Raw genomic sequence first — 23,437 nt, forward strand, 5'->3', positions numbered from 1 at the left:
CGACATGTGAGTGTATGGCAGCATCTCGGCCTACGCTGTCACAGCCTTGTTTTCTTCTAATTGCGCCGCAATTGATGTATCCAGATAAGCCGTTGGTCACGCTGTGAGGGCACAACGCGTCCGGCCTTTCATTTGGAGATATCTAGATGTCGCTCGATTCGGACATCATCGTCGATCGCCGCAGGATCCGCCGCAAGCTGACGTTCTGGCGCGTGATGGCTGCGCTGATCGCGATTGCGGCGATTGCGGGCTTTGCGCTGGTCGTGACACCGGGTACGCGGGGCACGTTCGCATCCGCCGGCTCGATCGCGCGGGTCCAGATCGAGGGCCTGATCCGCAGCGATTCCGATCGTACGCAGGCGCTAGAGCGGCTGGAGAATTCGCAGGCCGCCGCCGTCATCATTCACATCAACTCGCCGGGAGGCACCACCGCCGGCTCCGAGCAGCTCTACGATTCACTCGTCCGGCTGAAGGCGAAGAAGCCGCTCGTCGTGGTGGTCGAGGGCCTGGCTGCCTCCGGGGGCTACATCACGGCGATTGCCAGCGATCACATCATCGCCCAGCAGAGTTCGCTGGTCGGGTCGATCGGCGTGCTGTTCCAATATCCCAACGTCAGCGAGCTCCTGAAGACCATCGGCGTCAAGGTCGAGGAGGTGAAGTCGTCACCGCTGAAGGCCGCGCCCAACGGTTTTGAGCCGACCAGCCCGGAAGCACGGGCCGCGCTCGATGCGCTGGTGAAGGATTCCTATGCCTGGTTCAGGGGATTGGTGAAGGAGCGGCGTGGCATGGATGACACGCAGCTCGAGAAAGTGGCTGATGGCCGCGTCTTCACCGGGCGCCAGGCGATCGATCTCAAGCTGATCGATCAGATCGGCGACGAGAAGACGGCGGTGACCTGGCTGGTCGAGCAGAAGGGCGTCAAGAAGGGGCTCTCCGTGCGCGACTACAAGCTCCAGCCGCGCTTCGGCGATCTGCCATTCCTCAAGACGGCCGCCGCCGTTACGCTGGAAGCGCTCGGTTTGGGCTCGATTGCGCATCAAATCGGGCAAACCGGCGTCGCGCAGGCGGTCGATCGGTTCGGAATGGATGGAATGCTGGCCCTGTGGCAACCGGCCGCCTCAAATTGAGGGGGTTGGGCGAGCGGCTGAGGGTTTTCCCGTTTGGCGGGCGTCGGGTCAGCCCGCTTTTTCGGCATTTGTCACGTAATTTCGCGACGCTCAACCTTGATTTAGCGTCTTGACAGATCAAGGTATTTTCACGGAAATGGTCATCCGCACGCTTCCGGGTCCTATCTCTCGATGATCAAATCCGAACTTGTTCAGCGTATCGCCGAGCACAACCCGCATCTGTACCAGCGGGATGTCGAGAACATTGTGAATGCGATTCTCGAAGAGATCGTAGCGGCCCTCGCGCGCGGTGACCGCGTCGAGTTGCGCGGCTTCGGTGCCTTCTCGGTCAAGCATCGCCCTGCACGCGCCGGGCGCAATCCACGCACCGGCGCCCATGTGCCCGTCGATCAGAAGAGCGTTCCGTTCTTCAAGACCGGCAAGGAAATGCGCGAGCGGTTGAACCGCGACCATCCGGATCCCGGCGCGCCCGACTGAGGCTGTCGTCGTCGGGGTTTAACCGAACGGCCGCATGATGCGGCCGCAAGCTTGATTCAAGACGAGCGATCGCGATGCGAAAGTTCCTGACCGCGCTGATCGTGATCCCGCTGGGCCTGATCCTGGTGGCCTTCGCCGTTGCCAACCGGCACTTCGTCACGGTCTCGTTCGATCCGTTCATTGCGAACGACCCGTCATTGTCGGTCACGCTGCCGCTGTTCCTGCTCCTGATCCTGGTCGCCGCCCTCGGCGTCTTCGCCGGCGGCTCCGCCGTCTGGCTCGGTCAGCGGCGCTGGCGCCGCGCGGCGCGCCGGCACGAGACGGATTCACGGGTCGCCAGGGCCGAACTGGCCGATTTGCGGGCCCAGGCGGCCGCGGCAAAGCCCGGCTCGCAGCGCCTTCCCGTACCCTCCGGGGTCGGGCTTTACGGGCCCATCGGGCGAGACAAGCAGCGCGCGACGTTGTAGAAGCGGCCCCGACCGAAAACGCTGTTTTCCGGCCGCACGTTGCGGCCTCCATTTGCTTTGAGACCATGTCCCTGCTCGTCAAAATCTGCGGCCTGTCCACGCGCGAGACGCTTCAAACGGCGCTCGAGGCGGGTGCGGATATGGTGGGGTTCGTGTTCTTCCCCCCTTCGCCGCGGCATCTGTCCCTGGAGCTCGGCCGCGACCTCGGCCGCCAGGTGAAGGGGCGCGCGCTCAAGGTCGCCCTCACCGTCGACGCCGACGATGCGACGCTCGACAACATCATGGACGCGCTGTCGCCGGACATTTTCCAGCTGCACGGCAAGGAGAGCGTGGCGCGGCTGCGCGACATCAAGCAGCGGTTCGGCCGCCCGGTGATGAAGGCGGTCCCGGTCGCGACCGCGGCCGATCTCGCCGTGTTGCCCGGCTATGCCGCGATCGCCGACCGCATCCTGTTCGATGCCCGCGCGCCGAAGGATGCGACCCGGCCGGGCGGCCTCGGGGAGCCCTTCGACTGGCACCTGCTCGAAAACCTCGATCTGAAGCTGCCCTACATGGTCTCGGGCGGGCTTCATGCCGACAATCTCGCCGAGGCACTCCGCGTCACCCGCGCCGGCGGTGTCGACGTCTCCTCCGGTGTCGAGAGCGCCCCCGGCGTGAAAGATCCTGAAATGATCAAGGCCTTCATTCGCGCTGCGCGCGCCAGCCAAGAATCCAGCCAAGAGTTGAGTGTTCGATGAACGTCGCCAAACCCAATTCCTATCGCAGCGGTCCCGACGATCGCGGCCATTTCGGCATCTTCGGCGGCCGCTTCGTCGCCGAAACCCTGATGCCGCTGATCCTCGATCTCGAGAAGGCCTACACCGAGGCCAAAGCCGATCCGGCCTTCCAGGCCGAGATGAACGGCTATCTCACGCATTATGTCGGCCGGCCCTCGCCACTCTATTTCGCCGAGCGCCTCACCGAGCATCTCGGCGGCGCCAAGATCTATTTGAAGCGCGAAGAGCTCAACCACACCGGCTCGCACAAGGTGAACAACGTGCTCGGCCAGATCATGCTGGCGCGGCGCATGGGCAAGAAGCGCATCATCGCCGAGACCGGCGCCGGCCAGCACGGTGTCGCCACCGCGACGCTGTGCGCGCGCTTCGGGCTCGAATGCGTGGTCTATATGGGCGCCGTCGACGTCGAGCGGCAGCAGCCCAACGTGATCCGCATGGAGATGCTGGGTGCGACGGTGGTCCCGGTGCAGTCGGGCACGCGCACGCTGAAGGACGCCATGAATGAGGCCCTGCGCGACTGGGTCACCAACGTGCACAACACCTTCTACTGCATCGGCACGGTGGCCGGCCCGCATCCCTATCCGACGCTGGTGCGCGACTTCCAGTCGATCATCGGCAACGAGACCAAGACGCAGATGCAGGAGGTCGAAGGCCGCCTGCCGGATTCGCTGGTCGCCTGCATCGGTGGCGGCTCGAACGCGATGGGCCTGTTTCATCCGTTCCTCGACGATCCCTCCGTCGAAATCTTCGGCGTCGAAGCTGCGGGCCATGGGCTGACGCAGCTGCATGCGGCGTCGATCGCGGGCGGCCGTCCCGGCGTGCTGCACGGCAACCGCACCTATCTCTTGATGGACGCGGACGGCCAGATCCAGGACGCGCATTCGATCTCGGCCGGCCTCGATTATCCCGGCATCGGCCCCGAGCATTCCTGGCTGCACGAGATCGGCCGCGTGAACTATCTCTCCGCGACCGATGACGAAGCGCTCGCCGCGTTCCAGCTGCTGTCGCGCCTCGAAGGTATCATCCCCGCGCTTGAGCCCGCGCACGCCATCGCCAAGGTGATGGAGCTCGCGCCGAAGCGGCCTCGGGATCACCTGATGGTCGTCAACCTCTCCGGCCGCGGCGACAAGGACGTCCCGCAGGTCGGCGACATCCTGAGGGGCAAGAAGTGACCACGCGTATCGACACCCGTTTTGCCGAGCTTGCGAAGCAGGGCCGCTCGGCCTTCGTCACCTTCTTGATGGCCGGCGATCCCGATCCGGCGACCTCGCTCGAGATCATCAAGGCGCTGCCGAAATCAGGCGCCGACGTCATCGAGATCGGCATGCCCTTCACCGATCCGATGGCCGACGGTCCCTCGATCCAGGCCGCCGGGCTGCGTGCGCTCAAGGCCGGCATGACGCTGAAGAAGACGCTGGAGCTGGTGCGCGGCTTCCGCAAGGACGACAATGCGACGCCGATCGTGTTAATGGGCTATTACAATCCGATCTACATTTACGGCGTCGACAAGTTCCTGGTCGATGCCAAGAGCGCGGGCGTCGATGGTCTGATCATCGTCGACCTGCCGCCGGAGGAGGACGACGAGCTCTGCCTGCCCGCGATGAAGGCCGGCCTCAATTTCATTCGTCTGGCGACACCGACGACCGACGACAAGCGGCTGCCGGCCGTGCTCGCCAACACCTCGGGCTTCGTCTACTACGTCTCGATCACCGGCATCACCGGTGCGGCGGCGGCGGACTCCTCGGCCGTGAGCGAAGCGGTGGCCCGCATCAAGCGGCACACCAAGCTGCCGGTGTGCGTCGGCTTCGGTATCCGCACGCCGGAGACGGCGCGTGCCATTGCCTCCCATGCCAATGGTGCGGTCGTCGGCACCGCGCTGGTCGACGCGCTCAAGAACAGCCTCGACGCCGAGGGACGGGCGACCGGCAAAACCGTTAACGCCGTGGCTGAGCTGACGGCGGCCCTGGCCCAGGGCGTCAAGGGCGCGCAACAGGCGGCGGAATAGGCCATAATTCCGCTTTTGGAGCGGGCGACACGGCGGCTTGCCGGGCAACGGCCCGGTCGCCATATATCCCTTCAGGCGATCCGCGAGGCGGGTCGCACATCGGAGCAAACCATGAACTGGCTTACCAACGTGGTCCGGCCGAAGATCCGCAACATGCTGCGGCGGGAGACGCCGGAGAATCTGTGGATCAAGTGCCCGGACTCCGGGCAGCTCGTGTTCTACAAGGACGTCGAGGCCAACCAGTTCGTCATCCCCGGCTCGAACTATCACATGCGCATGGGGGCGGTGGCGCGCTTGAAGTCGATCTTCGACAACGAGACCTGGTTCGACGTCGCGCTGCCTGACGTCACGCCAGATCCGCTCAAGTTCCGCGATGAGAAGAAATACGTCGACCGCATCAAGGACGCGCGCGCCCGAACCAATCTGAACGATGCGATCAAGGTCGGTTACGGCAGACTCGAAGGCTCCGCCGTCGTCGTTGCCGTGCAGGATTTCGACTTCATGGGTGGCTCGCTCGGCATGGCCGCAGGCGAAGCCATCGTCCGCGGGCTCGAACTCGCCGTTGAAAAGAAGTCGCCGTTCATCGTGTTCGCCGCATCCGGCGGCGCACGCATGCAGGAAGGCATCTTGTCGCTGATGCAGATGCCGCGCACGACGGTCGCGGTGCAGATGCTGCGCGAGGCCAAGCAGCCCTATATCGTCGTGCTGACCAACCCGACCACCGGCGGCGTTACCGCCTCCTATGCGATGCTCGGCGACGTTCAGATCGCCGAACCCGGCGCGCTGATCGGCTTTGCCGGCGCCCGCGTGATCGAGCAGACCATCCGCGAGAAGCTGCCTGAAGGTTTCCAGCGCGCCGAGTATCTGAAGGAGCACGGCATGGTCGACATGGTCGTGCATCGCCACGAGCTGCGTCCGACTCTGGCGCGGCTCTGCCGTCTGCTGACCAAGGCGCCGGCGCCGGAGACCGCGTCGAAGCCGATGCAGCCGGTGCTCAGCCCGGCACAGATCGTATCGGCCGCCGAGACGGCGCCGGCTGCGCCGCACGCGTGAACGCGTCCTCTGACAGCGCGAAGACGCCGCTCGGTGAATTGATCGGGCGGCTGTCGGTCCTGCATCAGAAGCGCATCGATCTCGGGCTGGAGCGGATGCACCGCCTGCTCGAACGGCTCGGCCACCCCGAGCTCAAGCTGCCGCCGGTGATCCACATCGCCGGCACCAATGGCAAGGGCTCGACGCTCGCTTATCTGCGCGCGACGCTGGAGGCAGCAGGCCTGCGGGTGCACGCCTACACCTCGCCCTATCTTGTCAGGATCAACGAGTGCTTCCGGCTCGGCCGCCTCAGTGGTGGTCAGCTCGTCGGCGATGACGAGTTGCGTGCCGCACTCGAAGAGGTCGAGCGAGTCAATGCCGGTGAGGCCGCGACATTGTTCGAGCTGAAGACGGCGGCCGCCTTCCATCTGTTTGCGCAGAACCCGGCCGACGTGGTGCTGCTCGAAGTCGGCCTCGGCGGCCGGCTCGATTCGACCAACGTGATCGATGCGCCGGCGGCCTGCGTGATCACGCCCGTCAGCATGGACCACATGGATTTCCTCGGGGGCACCCTGACGTCGATCGCCGGCGAGAAAGCGGCGATCATCAAGCGCGGCGTGCCCGTGATCTCCGCGGAGCAGGCGGGCGAAGCCATGGCGGTGATCGAGGCGCAGGCCAAGCGCATGCGCGCGCCGCTTTTTGCGGCGAACGAGAGCTGGCACGTCAATGTCGAGCACGGTCGCCTCGTCTACTCCGACGATCGCGGCCTGATGGATCTCACGGCGCCGCGGCTGTTCGGCCGCCACCAGTTCGACAATGCCGGCCTTGCGATCGCGACGCTGCGCGCGATTCCGAACTTCAAGATCAATCAGGCGGCGTTCGAGGCCGGCATCGTTGGTGCCGAATGGCCGGCGCGGATGCAGCGCATCACCTCGGGCGAGCTGCTCGCTCTCGGTCCGCAGGGCTCGGAGATCTGGCTCGATGGCGGGCACAATGCCGAAGGCGGCCGTGTCGCGGCGGCGGCGCTCGGAGATCTCGAAGAGCGGGTGTCGCGACCGCTGGTCGTCATCGCCGGCATGATGGCCAACAAGGATGCGCAGGGCTTCCTTGCCAATTTCGCCGGTCTCACCCGTCACATCTTCGCGGTGCCGATCCCCGACACCGAGAACGCGATGCCGGTCGATCGCCTCGCCGACGCCGCCCGCAGCCTCGGCATGCGCGTCGAGACCGTCTCCGGCGTCGAAGCCGCGCTGCGCGCCCTCTCGAAGCTCGCCTACGAGGTGCCTCCGCGCATCCTGATCACTGGCTCGCTGTATCTGGCCGGCCACGTGCTGGCGATCAACGGCACGCCTCCTGCATGATTTCTCTTGTCCCGGACGCGGTGCAGCGTGCAACGCTGCTCCGCAGAGCCGGGACCCAGGCCGCATGGGCCCCGGCTCTGCAGCGCATCCCTGAAGCAGCGCTGCGCTGCGTCCGGGGCACGAAAGAGAGAATGGCCAATGCGCTTCGCCGCGATTGCCGACGTCCACGGAAACTACCTTGCGCTGGAGGCGGTGCTGGCCGACATCCGGGCCCTTGATATCACCGACATCGTCAATCTTGGCGATATGCTGAGCGGCCCGCTCGATGCGCGCCGCACCATCGAGATCCTGATGACGCTCGACGCCGTCCACGTGCTCGGCAATCACGACCGCTATCTGCTCGACCGCCCCCCGGAGAAAATGGGCTCGTGGGATCGCCCCGCCCACGCAGCGCTTAATACCGTGCAACTGGATTGGCTGCGCTTGCAGCCGATGACGCGCGTCTTCCGTGATCAGGTGTTCCTCTGCCACGCGACGCCCGATAACGACGAAGTTTATTGGCTCGACATGGTGCACCCGGAGGGCGCGGTGGCGCTGTCGCCGCTCGACCGAATCGAGCAATTCGCGCTGGGGCTCACGCAATCCCTGATCCTCTGCGCCCACACTCATCTCGCCCGCGCCGTGCGCTTGCATGACGGCCGGCTGATCGTCAATCCCGGCAGCGTCGGCAGTCCTGGGTATCGTGACAAGCATCCCTATCCGCATGTAGTCGAAGCTGGCACGCCGCATGCGCGCTACGCGATCCTCGAGCTGGCTGATGGTGCCTGGCAGGTGACATTCCGCCACGTCGCGTATGATCACGAGGCGATGGCGGCGCTGGCGCGGCGCAATGGGCAGCCCGAACTGGCGCAGGCGATCGCGACCGGATGGCTCAGGTAAATCCTCTCGTGTCCCGGACGCGGTGCAGCGCAAAGCGCTGCTCCGCAGAGCCGGGACCCAGACTCGCGGCTTCTGGGCCCCGGCTCTGCACTAGACCGACTCACTTCAGCAGCTTCATCGGATCGGCCACCTTCTGCTTCAGTTGCTCGAAGCTGCATTGCCGCGGCGCCTTGTCGGGGCGCCAGCGCAGGATCGAGGTGCCGTGGCGGAAGCGTTCGCCGCTGAAATGGTCGTAGCAGATTTCGATCACCAGCTTCGGTCTCAGCGGACACCATTTTGCCGAGCGCTCGGTGGACCAGCGGCTCGGTCCGCCCGGCGCGTTGCCGGTGAAGCCGGGTTCTGCGATCAGCGCCTCTACCCGGTCGGTCAGCGCGGGCTTCTGCTCTGCCTTGATCGCGGATGTGAAGCCGACATGATGCAGCAAGCCACCATCGTCGTAGAGCCCGAGCAGCAGCGAGCCGACCACCTTTCGCCCGGCGATCTTGTTGGTGGCGTAGCGGAAGCCGCCGACCACGCAATCGGCGCTGCGAAATTTCTTGATCTTCTGCATGCCGTCGCGATTTCCGGCCTGATAAGGCAGGTCGACGCGCTTGGCGATGACGCCGTCCGAGCCGCCACCGGATTGCGCCAGCCACTTTTTCGCCGTGGCGAAGCTCGTCGTCGCCGGCGACAGGCGGAAGAGGCCGCCCTTCAGATGGGCCTTCGCAAAAGCCTCCAGCGCCGGCCGCCGTTCGCTCAGCGGCCTTCCGGCAAGCTGCTTCTGTTTTACCGTCGCGAGCAGATCGAAGGTGAGATAGAGCGCCGGCGTGTCCTGCGAGAGCTTTTTCACACGGCTTGCGGCGGGATGAATCCGTTGCAGCAGTGCGTCGAACGAGAAGCTCTTGCCGTGCGGTACGACGATCTCGCCGTCGAGCGTGAAACGGTCGGCTTTCAGCTTCAGCGCCGCGGCGACGACTTCCGGGAAATAGCGCGCGAGGTCCTCGCCCGATTTCGAGCGCAGTTCGACATGACTGCCGTCGCGCGACAGCAGGCAGCGAAAGCCATCCCATTTCGGCTCGTATTGCCATTCCTTGCCGCGTGGAATTTCGTCGACCGACCGCGCCTCCATGGCAACGAGAGAGGTCGATTTTCGCGCGCGCTTTGCAGGAGGGGCAGGCAAGGGTCGGGACTCGTCATACGCTGGACATGTCCCGTCAACGCAAACGGCCGGCATTTCGCCGGCCGTTGTCGAAAATAAACTTGCGCCAGGCGGATCAGACCGCGGAGGTGATCCACTGCTGCAGCTTCGCCTTCGGCGCCGCGCCGACCTGGCGGGAGGCCATCTCGCCGCCCTTGAAGATCATCAGCGTCGGGATCGACATCACGCCATACTTGGACGCGGTCTTGGGGCTCTCGTCGACGTTGAGCTTCACGATCTTGACCTTGTCGCCCATCGCGCCAGCGATCTCGTCGAGGGCGGGCGCGATCATGCGGCAGGGGCCGCACCACTCAGCCCAGAAATCGACGACCACAGGACCGTTCGCCTTGAGCACTTCGGCTTCGAAATCGGTGTCAGAAACCTTGCCAACGGCCATGGGAGTACCTCGTTCGGTTGAAAGAATCGGCGCGGATGGGAATCGCGCCTGGGATCATGCCGTCAACCTATGAACGGCCCCTTGCCGGGTCAAGGACGCTCACACCGAGATGAAGGGATGCCAGCGCCGCGTCCAGCGCGGGGGCTGAAATCTCCATATATTCAAGGGCCTCGGTCCAGAGCAGGACGGCGCGGATGGGCTTTTGGGGATAAAGCCGCGCCAGCACCGCCCGGTACAGCGCAAGCTGCCGGACATAGGCGGCGGGCGCTGCGGCCGCGTTCTTGGGCGCCGCCTGGTTGGTCTTGAAATCGACGATCAAAACCTCATCCGGACGAACGATCAGCCGGTCGATCTGTCCCGACACCAATGCCGGGGCGCGGCCCGGCCGCTCCAGCCTGCCGGCGATGGCGACTTCCGCCCGGCTGCCGGCGGCAAAGACCGGCGCGAAGCGCGGTTCAGTGAGCAGGGCGAGTACCTTGTCGGCCAAAGCGGCGCGGTCGGCCTCCGTCCAGTCCGCGGCATTGCGCGCCATGAAGCCGAGCGCGGCCTCGCGCCGGCGCTCCGCGGCGATATCAGGCAGGGATTGCAGGAGACGGTGAACCAGCGTGCCGCGCTGCAGTGCGAGCGCGCGGGACCGCACCGATTCGCCGGTCCGCACGCTGCGGCCTTCCTCAGCCGACTGGCCGGACGGACGTACCAGGTCGTCGTCAACGGTCTCGCGCGGCGCGGGCGTTCGCAGCCAGGCCGGCAGCGCGACCGTCTGGTCCACGGTCGTCGCCGGGATACCCAGCGCCGCGACATCCTCCGGCCGGGCGAATCGGGTCACCTTGCCAAGCGGCGTCTCGATCGTCTGCTTGTCCAGGCCCGAGCCTTTGAGCCCGGTGTCGACCAGGTCATACCAGCTCAGCTTGCGGACTGTCCTCATATTGCCGGGCATGCAGCCGCCGACGATCAGCCGATCGGCCGCGCGCGTCATCGCGACATAGAGCAGGCGGCGATATTCGTCCTCGGTCTCCTCGAGCATCGCCTTGCGCGCGTCGGCGACGGGCTTGGGGTCGTCGGCCTTGCGGCCGGCCCAGACCACGACCTCGCCGCCATTGCCGCGCGGCACGTGGATCAGCCGAACCCGCTGCGAGTCCGCGGGCGACGACGTGGTGTCGACCATGAATACGACCGAGGCCTCCAGGCCCTTGGCGCCATGCACCGTCATCACCCGCACCTCGTCGCGCGAGATCTCCATGTCGCGCTTCACCTCGGTGTCGGCCGAGCGCAGCCAGGCCATGAAGCCCTGCAACGATGCCGGCGCCTTGCGCTCACAGCTCAGCGCGAGCTCCAGGAATTCGTCGAGCGCGTCGTTGGCCTCATGCCCGAGCCGGCGCAGGATGCGCGCACGGCCGCCGTCGCCCCCTAACAGCCAGGCGTAGAAGGTAAACGGCGTTTCCTCGCGCGCGCGCGTCTCACAGGCTTCCAGACGCCGCAGCACGGCCGCAAACTTCTCGCTTCCCTTCGCATGCTCGCCGAGTGCGCAGCGCAGCGATCCCTTGCGGTCGTGGGCAAGCTGGAACAGATCGTCGTCATCGAGACCGAACAGCGGGCTCTTCAGCGCCACCGCCAGCGCGAGATCGTCCTGCGGCAGCAGCAGGGCATCAGCGAGGTTCATCAGGTCGATGATCGCGATGTGCTCGGTCAGCTTGAGCCTGTCGGCGCCGGCCACCGGAACGCCAGCGTGCTTCAGCGCCTGGATCACGGCATCGAAGGCATTGCCGCGGCGGCGCACCAGGATCAGCATGTCGCCATAGCGCAGCGGTCGGCGCTCGCCTTCGTGCCCGGTCAGCGTGCCACTCTCGACCAGCCGCTTGATTTCGGCCTGGATGCGGCGCGCCAGCTTGACTTCTGGGCTGGTGACAGCGACGCCGTCGAACGGCGCGCGCCAGCCCTCGATCTCCTGGCGGTCGTCGGCGACAGCCAGATCCCACAGCTCGATCACGCTCGGACCGGCATCGGCGAGCGCGTTGTGCAGGGGATGGCCGATCTCGACCGAATGGATGCTCTTGTAGATCTCCTGGTCGCGGAAGACGTGGTCGACCGAGTGCAGGATCGCAGCGCCCGAGCGGAACGAATAGGTGAAGGCGACCGGATCGAACTTCAGCCCCGCCGAGGTGAACTTGCGGTGCAGCTCGCGCCGGCGCGCGTCGAACTCGTGCGGCGCCGCACCCTGGAACGAGAAGATCGACTGCTTCTCATCGCCGACCGCGAAGACCGTGCGGTTCAATCCTTCGCGCGCGCCTTCGCCGGCGGTGAATTCGGAGATGATGTGCGCGACGATGTCCCATTGCCGCGGGCTGGTGTCCTGCGCTTCGTCGATCAGCACATGGTCCACGCCGCGGTCGAGCTTGTAGTGCACCCAGCCTGAAGACACACGGTTCAGCATCGCCAGCGTCTTGTCGATGAGGTCGTCGTAGTCGAGCAGCCCGCGCTCCTGCTTCTCGCGGCGGTAGTTGGCGGCGGCCGCGGTGGCGATATGCAGCAGGGCCGCGGTGCGGTCACGCATGGCGACCGCCCGGCGCTTCTCGATCAATGCACTGACCCGCTGCGCCTCGTTCTCGAACAGGCGCGCGACCGACGGGTTGTGCTCGCCAAACTTCTTGGTCAGCACCGCCTTGCGCGGCAGCTTTTCGTCGGTGAGGAAGACGCAGAGATAGGCATCGACCTGCGCGCTGCCGGAGAACGCCTTGGCCTCGCGGAGCCGACCGGCCTGGTCGTTGTCGGACTTGCTGCCGTCTTCCAGCGCAAAGGCGATGTCGTCCCAGCGCGATCGCGGCAGATAGGGTCCATCGAGAATCTCGGTCTCGACGTCCTCGATGCGATCGCTCGCATCGACGCCCAGCGCCGCCGCCATCTGCGCAGCAGCGGCTTCGGCGTTGCCGGCCTCATCCGTCCAGGCCATGAAGTGATCGCGGCTCAGGCACGCTTCGCGCACGACCTCCTTGAAGGTGACGTCGGCCGCGCTCGCCATCGCGGTCAGCAATGCGCGACCGGTGACGCTCTCCGGATCGCGCGCGGCCTCCAGCAGCACCTTCAGATTGGCGCGCTCCATCATGTCGGTCTGGTCGCGCTCGTCGATCACGGCGAAGCGCGCGGGAACGTTGGCCTCGAACGGAAACTGCTGGAGAAGGCGCGTGCACAGCGCGTGGATAGTCTGCACCTTCAGCCCGCCCGGCGTCTCCAGCGCGCAGGCGAACAGTTTTCTCGCTTCGCGCCGAATTTTCGCGCTGGGATGCGGGATGCCGACAGCGCGGATCGCTGCGTCGAGCCCGGTATCATCCAGCGTCACCCAGTGACCAAGCGTGGTGAACACGCGTTCGGCCATGTTGGCGGCGGCGGCCTTTGTGAAAGTGATGCAGAGGATCTTCTCCGGCGGCACGCCCGACAGCAGCAGGCGTATCACGCGCTGCACCAGCACATGCGTCTTGCCCGAGCCGGCATTGGCCGACACGAAGGCCGACGCGGTTGGGTCGGACGCACGCGCCTGCCGCGCGCGGACCTCGTCGGGGATGGGGCGCGGTGCCTTCACCATTCCTCGATCCCCAAACCGCCGGCCGCGGACCATTCCTTGATCCGGGCGAGATCGTCATAGGTACCGTAGCGATTGGACCACATCGGCAGGTTCAGCGAGGTGTAGGGCTGGTTCTCGTCGTCGAAGGCACGGATCAGCGCTTCCAGTTTGGCCCGCGCTTCGGCGGCCGCTGTGTCCGGCGGCTGCGGCTCGTCGCCGGGTTTGTACTTGAGCTCGAGGATGCGCTCCTCGCCCGGCGGATTGTTGCCGCTCAAGCGCACATAGACGAGCTGGCTCACCGACGCGCCGGCGTCGATATCGGGAAAGCCACCCTCGCGGAGGATCGCGGCCTCCAGTGTGAGCTGCGGCGACAGGCCCATGCGGACCTGCTTGCCGGTCGGCGGCTGTCCGGTCTTGTAGTCGAGGATGGCGTAGCCGCCGCCCTGGCGCCGCTCGATGCGGTCGGCGCGCGCGGAAAGATAGAAGGTGCGCGCATTGTCGAGGCGGATCGATATCTCGCCGCGGGTCTCCGCCGTGATCGATTCGATCGCGTCGCGGCGCGCGGTCTCCCATTCGCCGAACCAGCGCGCGATGCGCTGGAAGCGCGGCCACCACAGCGCCCGCGCCTCGGGTCGCTCCATCAGCGGCGCGAAATATTTCTCGCCGATCGCTCGCAGCACATGGGCGGGATCGTCAGGCAGATTCGCCGCATAGTTCTCGGTGAACTCGCCGATCGCGTCGTGGATCGCCGAGCCGCGGTCGGCGGCCGACAGCGGCATGTCGACGGGATCGAGCGCATCGAGCCGCAAAATGTGTTTGGCGTAGATCGTGTAGGGATCGCGCAGCCAGTCTTCGATCGCGGTCACCGACATCCTGAGCGGCCGCGTCGCGCGCGGCGGCCGCGGCTCGGGCTGCTTGATTGGCCTGACCTCGTCCGGCTGGTCGAGCGCGCCCGCGAACTGCACGTATTTCTCGCCGGCGCGAACGGCCGCCTTCCAATGATCGTCGCCCGCAACCGCCTCCAACCGATGCAGGAAGCGCGAAGCCACCGCCGGCGCGCCGCCGGCCTTGGCGGAATGGGTGAGGATCACCTCGTCGCCACCGAGCAGCTGGGCAAAATCGTGGGCGGAGAGGCCGATGCGGCGCTCCGGCAGATCGAGACCGAGCTCGTGCCGCATCGGCCGGCTCAGCCAGGGGTCGATGCGCGGCGCCGGTGGCCAAACGCCTTCGATCAGCCCGCCGACGATGATGCGGTCGGCCTGCATCAGGCGCGATTCCAGCGGGCCGTAGATCTGCAGCCGCGCGCCCGGCTTGTCGCGCCGCCACACCGCGCGGTCGCTGAACGCGGTCTGGAAGACGTCGGCGTAATCAGGCAGCGTCACCATCAATCCGCTGGTCGTGCCGCCGCGCAGCAGATCGTCGAAGGCGCCGGCGAGCGCGAGGCCTTCTCGCTCCTCGAAAGCGAGCGGAATGCCTTGCTCGTCACGCGAAAGCTCGATCATGATCTCGCGATGCCGGTGCGCGAGCTCGGCGAAGTCATATAGTTTTAGTGGCGCCAGACTCTCGATCGGTGCCAGCGCCTTCTGCAAGGCGTCGATCAGCGTCTGGATGCGCTCGATGTCCTCGGCCTTGAGGCCCGCGCGGGGCTCGGCCTTGTGAAGCGCGGAGGTCTCGCTGCGCCACAGCTTTGTCAGCTCGTCCCGAAAACGGTTGAATTCTCGCAGCAGGCCGCCGGTGCCGGCAGGCGGGCGCGTGCCGCGCAGGACTGCAAGTTCGAGATCTTCGATCGCTGCCTTCCATGCGCCAGGCAGCCGTCCAAGCCGGCACAGCGGATGCTTCAGCATCGCCAGCAGCGTTGGCGGCTCCAGCCCCTTGGTGGCCGCCTCTGCCACAAGCCGCGCGAAAACGCCGGCGGATGTTTCCATCAGCACGTCACCGCCGGAATCGTCGAAGGGGAGATCCCATCGGGTCAGCGCAGCCATCACCCGCCGCGCCAGCGCGCGGTCCGGCGTCACCAGCGCTGCCGATTTGTCGAGATGCCGTGCTTCGCGCATGGCGATGGCAATGGCGAGCGCTTCCATTTCAGGGTTGGGTGCTTCGACGACCGCGAGGTTTTTCATGCCGCCGGAGATCTTCGCCGCGACATCCGGCTGCTTCAGCCGGTCGTGCCAGACTTCCGTCTTGGCCGACGGTCGCATCGATTCCGAGGCGAGCAGATCGCGGCCGCCTTCTGCCGGCGGCTGGAGAATCTCGACGTCACTGCGCTTGATGCCAAAACGATCCAGCAGTGCGTGCATGGCATATTGCGGATGGTTCGACGCCGGATGCTCCGCGAACTTGCCGAGCGAGTCGCGCACGCCGCCGATGCTGCGCCAGGCGTCGTCGTCGAGATCTGTATCGAGGCCCGGCAGCACCACTGCACCATGCGGCAGCGAGGCGACCGCGTGCAGGAATTTGGCGGTGGCCGGCATCGAGCCGGTCGAACCCGCTGCGATCACCGGTCCGTTCGGATGCGCGGTCAGCCGTTTGGCTTCCGCCGCGATCAGGAGATCGCGCCGGGCTGCGGGTTCAATCCGGTTGATCTCGGCGAGATGCCCGGGCCAGGCGATGCGCGCGATCCGCAAAAATTCGAGCGAGTGCTGCCAGTAGCGGTCGAGGTTGTCAGGTACGAGGCCGTCGAGCGCGCTCCAGTCGACGCCGCGCGTCACCATGTCGTCGATCAGGCGTGCGAGGTCGCCGGCGAGCGCCAGCGTCGAAGCAGGCCCGCCGACCACCAGCGGCGACAGCACCGGGCCCTTGGCCCAGGCCGCGACCAGTTGCGCCAGCGTCAGCCGTCGTTCGAGCTCGCCGAGCCGCGGGGGTATGTCGAGGGGCGTTGGGCCGGAGAACTGCTCGCCTTCGTCGGCGAAGGCGAGTTCATCCTCGTCGATGTCGCCGAGCGCGACGATGCGCGGCAGCACCACGGCGTCCGCTTTCATCTCGTCGAGGAAGATCTCGCGGACCACGCGCATCGCGCGCCTTGTCGGCAGATACAGCGTGGCATCCGCCAGCCGCGCCGGTTCCTTGCGCGCCTCGAATCCCTCGACCAGCCGTCCGTCGAGCAGGCTCGCGACGATCGTGCGCAGGAATGGAACTGAGAGGGGAACGCTGAAGACGCGCATGAGCTGCCTGATTCGGAGATCAGGGCAATATAGGGAGGCGCGGTCGAATGGTCATGGGGCGGGGGGAAGTCGTCCCCGCTGTTCGCGAGACCTGACAGGTCTTGTAGGGTGGGCAAAGCGAAGCGTGCCCACGCATTTTGCCATCGAGAGAGATGGTGGGCACGGCGCTAGGGCGCCTTTGCCCACCCTTGTATTAGCGCGCCGGATTAGAATGGCCTGGTTCCGTGAGGAATGGCCCAGCCCGGGTGGCCGCCCGAGCTGGGCCGCCGATCGATCGGATCGATGCCCACCGAAGCCTTGAGGGCTGCGTTTTGTAGCAAGATCGCGGTCGGCACTTCATCGGGACCCGCATGGTTGAACGAACTTCAGGTTCGCATCACAAGGGAGGGTCGAGGAAGATGGCCAAACGTAACACGATCTGTGCTGGAATCGATACCAGCAAAGATAAGCTCGACGTGGCGCTCGATGGCAGTTCGGAGGAGCTGCAGGTCAAGAACACGGCGGAAGGCCACCAGGAGCTGGTGGAGTGGCTGAAGCGCCACAAGGTCAAGCGGGTTGGGATCGAGGCAAGCGGTGGTTACGAGCAGGCGGCGGTCGCCGAACTGCGACGCCAGCGGTTTGTCGTCATCGTGTTTCAGCCGATCCAGGTCCGCGCCTATGCCACGTTCCATTTGCAACGGGCCAAGAACGACAAAATGGATGCCGCATTGATTGCGGCCTGCACCGCCGCGGTCAAGAAGATCCATCCCGCTCCAGACCCCCGGCTGCAGCCTTTTGCCGTGCATCTGACGATGATCGACCAGATCAAGGAGGACATCGCAAAGCTCAAGAATCGGCTGGAGAGCTGCCCTGACGAACGTATCCAGAAGTTCTGGAAGGAGCAGATCGCTTTGTTGGCCAAGCACAGACGAGCCGAGTTCAAGGCCCTGGTGGCAGCGATCCGCAAGCATCGCGATCTCGCCGCAAGGCTCGATCTGATCTACAGCGTTGGCGGCAGCGGCTTGCCGACCGCGGTTGCCATCTTGATCAGGATGCCCGAGATCGGTCAGATCACCCGCGAGCAAGCCGCAGCCCTCACCGGGCTTGCGCCGTACGATGACGACAGCGGCAAGCATGTCGGCGCCCGCAGGATTGACGGCGGACGCCAGCGCTTGCGTCAGGCGCTCTACACCGCAGCTCTTCCGGCATCCTTCCGCTGGAATCCGCAGCTCATGGCCCTGTACAGCCGGCTGATCGCCGCCGGCAAGGGCCACAAGCGCGCGCTGGTCGCCTGTGCCAGGAAGCTGATCGTCATCATCAACGCCGTCGTCGCCCGCGGAACACCGTGGGTCGCCGAACCGCCCAGAACCGCGAGTGTGTCCGTCACCTGATCTCGTTTCTTTGTTCGATCAGGCGACCGTTTCTTCGTCCCGACCTGCCGTCAAGACGACGCCGCGCGCCGCGGCCGTCAAGGATGGCCGTCGCGCTCGTCTCACCTCACGTCGACTGCCGCCAGGCCACGCCTTGACGGCCGCAAGCACGGCGTCATGCTCGCGGAAATCGGGCGTGCTTTAATGGTTGCTACGGCACCGCGTTCGGGGCCGGTCCCTACGCCACACTCTCCAGGAACGCCTCTTCCGCGGCGTGCACGGCGTCGGGCGTGCCGACATGCATCCAGACGCCGTCGAGGCGGAGGCCGAACAGCCGCTCCTGCTCGCCCGCGCGGTCGAACATTTTCGTCAGCGAGAACTCGCCCTGCGGCGCGCCTTCGAAGATCGACGGCGACAGGATCGCCGCGCCGGCATAGACGAACGGAACGACCTCCTTTTCCTTGCGCTTGCGCAGGGCGCCGTCGGGCAGCATGCCGTAATCGCCGCGACCGCTATAGCCGATGCTGGTCGCAGTCGGCGCCATCAGCAGCAGGATATCCATGCGCGCGGGGTCGAAATTCTCGGCGAGCCGCGTCAAATTGGAGCGCACGCCGTCGATCCAGAGCGTGTCGGAATTGACGTGGAAGAACGGTGCGTGGCCGAGCAACGGCAGCGCCTTGACCACGCCGCCGCCGGTGCCGAGCACCTGGTCGCGCTCGTCAGAAATTGTCACGCGCGGAAGCTGGCGCGATGCGACGTGATCGATGATCTGGTCCGGCAGGTAATGCACGTTGACCACGGCCTCGGTCACGCCCGCCTGGCCGAGCTTGTCGAGCACGTGGTCGAGCAGTGGCTGGCCGGCCACCGGCACCATCGGCTTCGGCATCTTGTCCGTCAGGGGACGCATGCGCAGGCCAAACCCTGCGGCGAGCACCATGGCTTTGGTCGGTTTGACGGACATCCTTCGCTTTCTCAGACCTTTCGCGTTCGCAGCAATCCTAACACGAGGTTCGATCAGCCGCACCGCATCTCAACCGCCTTAACCACCCGCCGTGACGGTTGTACGACGGGTGTTGCCATCATGCCCCGACGGCTGTGGAACGCGCCTTTTTCTTCTTGTCGCCGAGCTTGAGGAAATTGACCCCGATCTGGTCGCCATTGACCCAGGCCAGCTCGCAACGCCGGTACGCAAGTCCGGTGGACGACAGCAGCAGAAAGAACTCCTTCAGATGGAGGCCCTCCACCGAGCCGTCGATGGTCAGCTTGGCGCCGGTCTCGGAGACGTCCTCCATGGTGCAGTCGCGCCGCCAGGTGCCGTCGATCCCCATCATCTGGGCCGAGATCCCGCGCTCGAAGACAACCCGGCTGTTGCCGCGCTGGTCCGTCTTTACCGCCATCTGCCCGCTCCAGCCCGTAATGATCCGGCTGCCTCGCCGCCAGAATACCGGCGTCTTGGCTAACAGCTGGTAAATCGGCCTCCGAATCAGGCCGGACTTTGGGGCGGAGGGACGTTGGCGAGATACCAGTCGCGCAAAGAGCTCAGCGCGGGATGTGCCAGCGAGCGCTGGAGATAGGTCCAGATCCGCGGCTGGTGACGCAAATAATGCGGCTTGCCATCGCGGCGGTTGAGGCGGGCGAAGGTGCCGAGCAGCCGCGTATTCCGCTGTGCCGACATGATGGCGTAGAGCTCGGCGAACCCGGCCGGATCGAAGCCGGCATCGCCAGCGCGCCGCGCCTTGATGTAGCGCGACAGCAGCGTCAGCTCGAGACTTTCGGGCACGTCGATGCGGGCGTCCTGCAGCAGCGACACCACGTCGTAGGATTGCGGACCGAGCACGGTGTCCTGGAAATCGATCACGCCGACGCGCGCGATGCCGGCGCGATCCGGAAGCCAGATCAGATTGGGCGAGTGATAGTCGCGGATGATCCACGTCCTCGGCGCGGCCAGCGGCTTCCTCAGCAGCTCGTGCCACATCGCGAAGAATTCGGCCCGCTTGTCGTCGCTCAGCGGCGCGTTCCGATCAGGCAGATACCATTCCGGCATCAGGCCGATCTCGATCAGCAGCGCCTCGGCATCGAAGACAGGTATAGCGTAGGTCTGATCCGCCAGCGGCAATGTTTCCGGCAGCGTCTTGCCGTGGAGCACGGCCAGCACATCGGCCGCGGCCTCGTAGCGCTCGGCAATCGGGCGTGGCGGATCGCCTTCGATCACGCCTTCGCTGCCGAAATCCTCGGTGATCAGGAAGCCATGGTCGAGGTCGGAATGGTGGATCGCGGGCGCCGAGATGCCCTGCGCGCGCAGGCCTTCGTCGATCGCGACGAACGGCTTGACGTTCTCGGCGAGATGCACTGCGGCGCTGTACGATTTTCCGTTGTACGTCGCAGCACCATCAGGGCGCTGCGGAAAGTTCATGAGGATGACGATCTCGTCGTCGCGCAGCAGCCGCGCATAGGAGCGCGTCGAGGCATCGCCGGCCATGCGCTTGCGAGTCGCATCCATGTAGCCGGAGGCATCGAGGAATTCGCGCAGCGCCTGCAGCCGCGCGACAGCGGCGGCCGCCTTGCCGTAACCGGTGATGTCGGCGGCGCGCGCATTCGAGCCCAGCGCCGGCCGATGCGTCAGCGCGATGTCGATGCGATCCTGTGGCATCGCCGACGGCGCGCGCTCCGGCCATTCGATCAGGACGAGTGTGGCATCGGGCAGCGGCGACAGCCCGATCTCCTCGAGCTCGCTCTCGTCCTCGACGCGGTAGAGATCGGCGTGCATCACCGGAAAGGGCGGCAGCTCATAGCCCTGCACCAGGGTGAAGGTCGGGCTCGGCACTTCCAGCGCCTCGTCGCCGGCGAGGTAGCGGATGAGCGCGCGGGCGGCCGCGGTCTTTCCTGCGCCGAGATCGCCGGTGAGGGTGATGACATCGCCGGGACCGACCAGCAGCGCGAGGTCGGCCATCAGTTGCGCGGTGGCCGTCTCGTTGTGAAGCGCGACGGAGAATGTGGTGGGCGCGCTCATTCGGCGGCGTCGCGATGCGCCGCCTGGTCGGTCGGGAAGTCACAGATCACGACCGTGCCGCGGCCGACGATCGAGTCCACCCGCACCTTGCCGCCATGCAGCTCGACGAAGGAGCGCACCAGCGACAGGCCGAGCCCGGCGCCGCGGTGACGCGAGCCCTGCGAGCGGCTTTCGAACCAGTTGAACACCTTGTCCTTCATGTCGGCAGGTATTCCAGGCCCGGAATCTGTCACAGTGAAGACCACGCTGCGTTCGGTGCGCCGCGCGCTGATGCCGACGGTGGAATCCTGTGGAGAAAATCCGACGGCGTTGGCGAGGAGGTTATAGAGCACCTGCACCACGCGCTTCTCGTCGCCGACGAAGCTGCCGACATCGGGCGCGATCTCGACTTTTAGGCGGATGCGGTCGGTCGCGAGCCGGTCCTGGATGCCTTCGGCCGCGAGCTCGATGGTCTTGCTGACGTCGACCGGCCCGAGTTCCAGCTTCATGGCGCCCGCGTCGATGGTGGCCAGATCGAGGATGTTGTTGGTCAGCGCCAGCAGCGCATTGGTCGATTTGGTGACGTAGTCGAGATATTCGGCCTGTTTCGGCGTCAGCGGCCCGGTCGAGGGATCGCTGAGGAAATGCGCGAAGCCGATGATGGTGGTGAGCGGCGAGCGCAGCTCGTAGGAGACGTGGTGGACGAAATCCACCTTCATCTGGTCGGCGGCCTCCAGAGCCTCGTTGCGCTCGCGCAGCGCGCGCTCGACGTTCTCGGTGTCGGTGATGTCCTGGAACGTCAGCATGGTTGCGCCGTCATGCAGCGGGCGGATCATGCCGTCGAGCACGCTGCCGTCCTTGCGCTCCAGCTTCAGCGGCACGTCGGCGCGGCTCTCGATCGAGGTGACGGCCTCGCGGATCTGGCGCCAGACCGTGGGGTCGTCGAACAGCTGATGGCACCAACCTTCCACCGTCTGGATGTGCGGCTCGTCGCGCATGGCATCGCTCGACAGTTTCCACATCCGGACGAAGGCCGGGTTGAACAGCTGCGCCTTGCCGTTGCTGCCGAACACCGCGACGCCCTCGGCGAGGCTGTCCAGCGTCTCGCGCTGGACACGGATCATGCCGTCGAAGCGGCGGGCGAGCTCGAGGCTCTCGGTGACGTCGTCGAACAGATAGGTGACGCCGCCTTCCGGGTTCGGCGTGGTGACGACCGAGAGCGCGCGGCCGTCGGGCAGGTACCAGGTGTCCTTGGTGGTCTCGACCGCGCGATAGGCCTCGTGCAGCTTGGATTTCCAGGCACGGAAGTCCGGCTGTTCCGGCAGTTTTCGCGCGGCACGGAGCTGATCCAGCACGCTGGAATCATCGGGATTGGCGTCGAGGAAGGTGCGGTCGAGGTCCCACAGCCGGCGGTAGGAATCGTTGTAGAAGGCGAGCCGGCGCTGGCCATCGAACACGGCAACGCCGGAGGAGAGCTGGTCGAGCGTGCGGCGATGCGCCTCCGCCATCCGCACCAGCGCCGAGCTGAGCGCGTCCGCCTCGCTGGCATCGATGGCGACGCCGACGCTGCCGCTGCCGACATTGACCGCGCGCACATCGTAGATGCGGCGCTCGCCGCTGATCACAATCGGCAGCCGGGCGTTGAAATTGGCGGTGTCCTTCAGTCCCCGTTCCATCGCGGTGCGGTCGGCGCTGTCGAGCAGCTCGAGCTTGCGCTCCTGCGCGTCGGTGACGTTGTTCGCCTCGGTGGCACGAACATAGGCGGGGTTGGCGTAGGTCAGCGCGCCGTTCTCGCCCTTGGCCCAGATCGGCCAAGGTGCGTTGGCGGCAAAGCCGCGCAGCATCTCGGTCTCGTCGGAGAGCGCGTTGTAGCGCAGATTGGTCTCGGCCAGATCGCGGCGGAGACCCGAGAGTTCGCGAATCCGGACAATGGCCTGGCCGCCGATGGCGCGGCCGATGGCCTCGAGCGTGTGGCCATGCGCGGTCGTCAGCGTCAGCTGGAACCCGTCGCCGCGGTCACGCAGCGCATCGACGGCGTGATCCATCTGGAGCGCGGGCTCGGGCGGCAGCCAGGTTCCGAATGCGAGCACCCGTTGCGGCGAGGAGTCGCGCGGCAGCACCATGGAGATGTCGCCGGAGATCTGCGCGCGATTGTCGCCGGCCGGCCAGGAGATCAGGATCTGCGGCTCGGCGAACAGCAGCGCGCCGAAGCGGTCGGCCTGGAGCTGGAGTTCCCCGATTCGTGCGCGCAGCCGCGCCTCGTTCTTCGCGGTGCGCACGCGCGTGCGCATCAAGAGGATCGCAGCCACCACCGAGAAGCCGAGCAAGGCCAGCGCGGTGGCGAGCACCGCGAGTTCCTGCCGGTTGAAATCCAGCATGATGGAGAGGGTGTCGATGAGGTCGGCCGCCTCGGCCGGCGCAGCCGGCAGCAGCGCTGCAAGAGCGCCTCCCAACAAGCCGTTGCGCACGAGCGATGTGCACGACAGTAGCGTCCGACGCATCGACACGATCACGCCTGACATAGTTGCCCCAAGACCGCACGAATTTACGCGCGGCGACCCCCGTCGCGCGCGAATCAAACGACAATACCCTCACCGCGACTCCGCCGGTAAGAGTCCAGATCGTGAACGCAAAGGCGGCCCCAAAAAAATGCCGGGGGAGGGGTTCCCGCCCACGTAGTTCTT

Annotated in this window: 18 protein-coding genes; 10 read left to right on the top strand and 8 right to left on the bottom strand. The window is 66.0% G+C overall.

Annotated features, from left to right (window positions below; genetic code table 11):
• Positions 1-146: 146 nt before the first annotated feature.
• The 9 genes from sppA to GDN70_RS03805 all read left to right on the top strand — a co-directional run bounded on the left by sppA (position 147) and on the right by GDN70_RS03805 (position 8,124).
• Positions 147-1,127, top strand: a complete 981-nt coding sequence (gene sppA / locus GDN70_RS03765) for a signal peptide peptidase SppA (protein ID WP_028139474.1) — start codon at positions 147-149, stop codon at positions 1,125-1,127.
• Between the two features lie 171 nt (positions 1,128-1,298).
• Positions 1,299-1,604, top strand: coding sequence for an integration host factor subunit beta (locus tag GDN70_RS03770; RefSeq protein ID WP_007598410.1), 306 nt, complete (start codon positions 1,299-1,301; stop codon positions 1,602-1,604).
• Between the two features lie 74 nt (positions 1,605-1,678).
• Complete coding sequence (locus GDN70_RS03775; RefSeq protein WP_038950992.1) at positions 1,679-2,071, top strand: lipopolysaccharide assembly protein LapA domain-containing protein; 393 nt, start codon at positions 1,679-1,681, stop codon at positions 2,069-2,071.
• Positions 2,072-2,136: 65 nt separating this feature from the next.
• Complete coding sequence (locus tag GDN70_RS03780; RefSeq protein ID WP_038950993.1) at positions 2,137-2,808, top strand: phosphoribosylanthranilate isomerase; 672 nt, start codon at positions 2,137-2,139, stop codon at positions 2,806-2,808.
• Entirely contained in the window at positions 2,805-4,019 is a 1,215-nt protein-coding gene (gene trpB / locus GDN70_RS03785) for a tryptophan synthase subunit beta (protein WP_038950994.1), read from the top strand. The genes GDN70_RS03780 and trpB overlap by 4 nt, the downstream gene beginning before the upstream one ends.
• The gene (trpA, locus tag GDN70_RS03790; protein ID WP_028139478.1) at positions 4,016-4,852 is read left to right on the top strand and encodes a tryptophan synthase subunit alpha; all 837 of its coding nucleotides are present in this window, start codon (positions 4,016-4,018) and stop codon (positions 4,850-4,852) included. The genes trpB and trpA overlap by 4 nt, the downstream gene beginning before the upstream one ends.
• Before the next feature lie 111 nt (positions 4,853-4,963).
• Entirely contained in the window at positions 4,964-5,905 is a 942-nt protein-coding gene (accD, locus tag GDN70_RS03795; RefSeq protein WP_028139479.1) for an acetyl-CoA carboxylase, carboxyltransferase subunit beta, read from the top strand.
• On the top strand, positions 5,902-7,245 hold the full coding sequence (locus tag GDN70_RS03800; protein ID WP_152102172.1) for a folylpolyglutamate synthase/dihydrofolate synthase family protein: 1,344 nt from the start codon (positions 5,902-5,904) through the stop codon (positions 7,243-7,245). The genes accD and GDN70_RS03800 overlap by 4 nt, the downstream gene beginning before the upstream one ends.
• 138 nt (positions 7,246-7,383) lie before the next feature.
• On the top strand, positions 7,384-8,124 hold the full coding sequence (locus GDN70_RS03805; RefSeq protein ID WP_038972338.1) for a metallophosphoesterase: 741 nt from the start codon (positions 7,384-7,386) through the stop codon (positions 8,122-8,124).
• A 100-nt stretch (positions 8,125-8,224) separates the two neighbouring features.
• Here GDN70_RS03805 and GDN70_RS03810 read toward each other — a convergent pair whose 3' ends face one another.
• The 4 genes from GDN70_RS03810 to addB form a co-directional block, all read right to left on the bottom strand.
• Entirely contained in the window at positions 8,225-9,232 is a 1,008-nt protein-coding gene (locus GDN70_RS03810; RefSeq protein WP_038972339.1) for an ATP-dependent DNA ligase, read from the bottom strand.
• A gap of 145 nt (positions 9,233-9,377) precedes the next feature.
• Positions 9,378-9,698 (bottom strand): thioredoxin, encoded by a 321-nt coding sequence (trxA, locus tag GDN70_RS03815; RefSeq protein WP_007598398.1) that lies wholly within the window; start codon positions 9,696-9,698, stop codon positions 9,378-9,380.
• Positions 9,699-9,765: 67 nt separating this feature from the next.
• Complete coding sequence (gene addA / locus GDN70_RS03820; protein ID WP_173015747.1) at positions 9,766-13,275, bottom strand: double-strand break repair helicase AddA; 3,510 nt, start codon at positions 13,273-13,275, stop codon at positions 9,766-9,768.
• Positions 13,269-16,415, bottom strand: a complete 3,147-nt coding sequence (gene addB / locus GDN70_RS03825) for a double-strand break repair protein AddB (protein ID WP_152102174.1) — start codon at positions 16,413-16,415, stop codon at positions 13,269-13,271. Before addB ends, addA begins: the two co-directional genes overlap by 7 nt.
• Positions 16,416-16,813: 398 nt before the next feature.
• Between addB and GDN70_RS03835 the strand changes: the two genes are divergently transcribed.
• On the top strand, positions 16,814-17,785 hold the full coding sequence (locus tag GDN70_RS03835) for an IS110 family transposase (protein ID WP_049801720.1): 972 nt from the start codon (positions 16,814-16,816) through the stop codon (positions 17,783-17,785).
• A 217-nt stretch (positions 17,786-18,002) separates the two neighbouring features.
• Here GDN70_RS03835 and GDN70_RS03840 read toward each other — a convergent pair whose 3' ends face one another.
• The 4 genes from GDN70_RS03840 to GDN70_RS03855 all read right to left on the bottom strand — a co-directional run bounded on the left by GDN70_RS03840 (position 18,003) and on the right by GDN70_RS03855 (position 23,275).
• The gene (locus GDN70_RS03840) at positions 18,003-18,725 is read right to left on the bottom strand and encodes a nucleotidyltransferase family protein (protein WP_097668272.1); all 723 of its coding nucleotides are present in this window, start codon (positions 18,723-18,725) and stop codon (positions 18,003-18,005) included.
• A gap of 118 nt (positions 18,726-18,843) precedes the next feature.
• Positions 18,844-19,161, bottom strand: coding sequence for a PilZ domain-containing protein (locus GDN70_RS03845; protein WP_018323417.1), 318 nt, complete (start codon positions 19,159-19,161; stop codon positions 18,844-18,846).
• Positions 19,162-19,247: 86 nt separating this feature from the next.
• Positions 19,248-20,774, bottom strand: a complete 1,527-nt coding sequence (tsaE, locus tag GDN70_RS03850) for a tRNA (adenosine(37)-N6)-threonylcarbamoyltransferase complex ATPase subunit type 1 TsaE (protein WP_038970606.1) — start codon at positions 20,772-20,774, stop codon at positions 19,248-19,250.
• Complete coding sequence (locus GDN70_RS03855; RefSeq protein WP_018323415.1) at positions 20,771-23,275, bottom strand: PAS domain-containing sensor histidine kinase; 2,505 nt, start codon at positions 23,273-23,275, stop codon at positions 20,771-20,773. Before GDN70_RS03855 ends, tsaE begins: the two co-directional genes overlap by 4 nt.
• Positions 23,276-23,437: the final 162 nt, after the last annotated feature.

Source organism: Bradyrhizobium sp. TM102 (genome assembly GCF_009176685.1).
GTDB classification, from domain to species: Bacteria; Pseudomonadota; Alphaproteobacteria; order Rhizobiales; family Xanthobacteraceae; genus Bradyrhizobium; species Bradyrhizobium ottawaense.

Bases quoted from the DNA above. Each gene is read 5' to 3' on its own strand.
- addA (WP_173015747.1), bottom strand. From the start codon at position 13,275: ATGGTGAAGGCACCGCGCCCCATCCCCGACGAGGTCCGCGCGCGGCAG.
- accD (WP_028139479.1), top strand. From the start codon at position 4,964: ATGAACTGGCTTACCAACGTGGTCCGGCCGAAGATCCGCAACATGCTG.
- trxA (WP_007598398.1), bottom strand. From the start codon at position 9,698: ATGGCCGTTGGCAAGGTTTCTGACACCGATTTCGAAGCCGAAGTGCTC.
- GDN70_RS03835 (WP_049801720.1), top strand. From the start codon at position 16,814: ATGGCCAAACGTAACACGATCTGTGCTGGAATCGATACCAGCAAAGAT.
- GDN70_RS03840 (WP_097668272.1), bottom strand. From the start codon at position 18,725: ATGTCCGTCAAACCGACCAAAGCCATGGTGCTCGCCGCAGGGTTTGGC.
- GDN70_RS03775 (WP_038950992.1), top strand. From the start codon at position 1,679: ATGCGAAAGTTCCTGACCGCGCTGATCGTGATCCCGCTGGGCCTGATC.
- GDN70_RS03805 (WP_038972338.1), top strand. From the start codon at position 7,384: ATGCGCTTCGCCGCGATTGCCGACGTCCACGGAAACTACCTTGCGCTG.
- sppA (WP_028139474.1), top strand. From the start codon at position 147: ATGTCGCTCGATTCGGACATCATCGTCGATCGCCGCAGGATCCGCCGC.
- GDN70_RS03780 (WP_038950993.1), top strand. From the start codon at position 2,137: ATGTCCCTGCTCGTCAAAATCTGCGGCCTGTCCACGCGCGAGACGCTT.
- GDN70_RS03855 (WP_018323415.1), bottom strand. From the start codon at position 23,275: ATGTCAGGCGTGATCGTGTCGATGCGTCGGACGCTACTGTCGTGCACA.
- tsaE (WP_038970606.1), bottom strand. From the start codon at position 20,774: ATGAGCGCGCCCACCACATTCTCCGTCGCGCTTCACAACGAGACGGCC.
- GDN70_RS03845 (WP_018323417.1), bottom strand. From the start codon at position 19,161: ATGGCGGTAAAGACGGACCAGCGCGGCAACAGCCGGGTTGTCTTCGAG.
- GDN70_RS03810 (WP_038972339.1), bottom strand. From the start codon at position 9,232: ATGGAGGCGCGGTCGGTCGACGAAATTCCACGCGGCAAGGAATGGCAA.
- GDN70_RS03770 (WP_007598410.1), top strand. From the start codon at position 1,299: ATGATCAAATCCGAACTTGTTCAGCGTATCGCCGAGCACAACCCGCAT.
- addB (WP_152102174.1), bottom strand. From the start codon at position 16,415: ATGCGCGTCTTCAGCGTTCCCCTCTCAGTTCCATTCCTGCGCACGATC.
- trpB (WP_038950994.1), top strand. From the start codon at position 2,805: ATGAACGTCGCCAAACCCAATTCCTATCGCAGCGGTCCCGACGATCGC.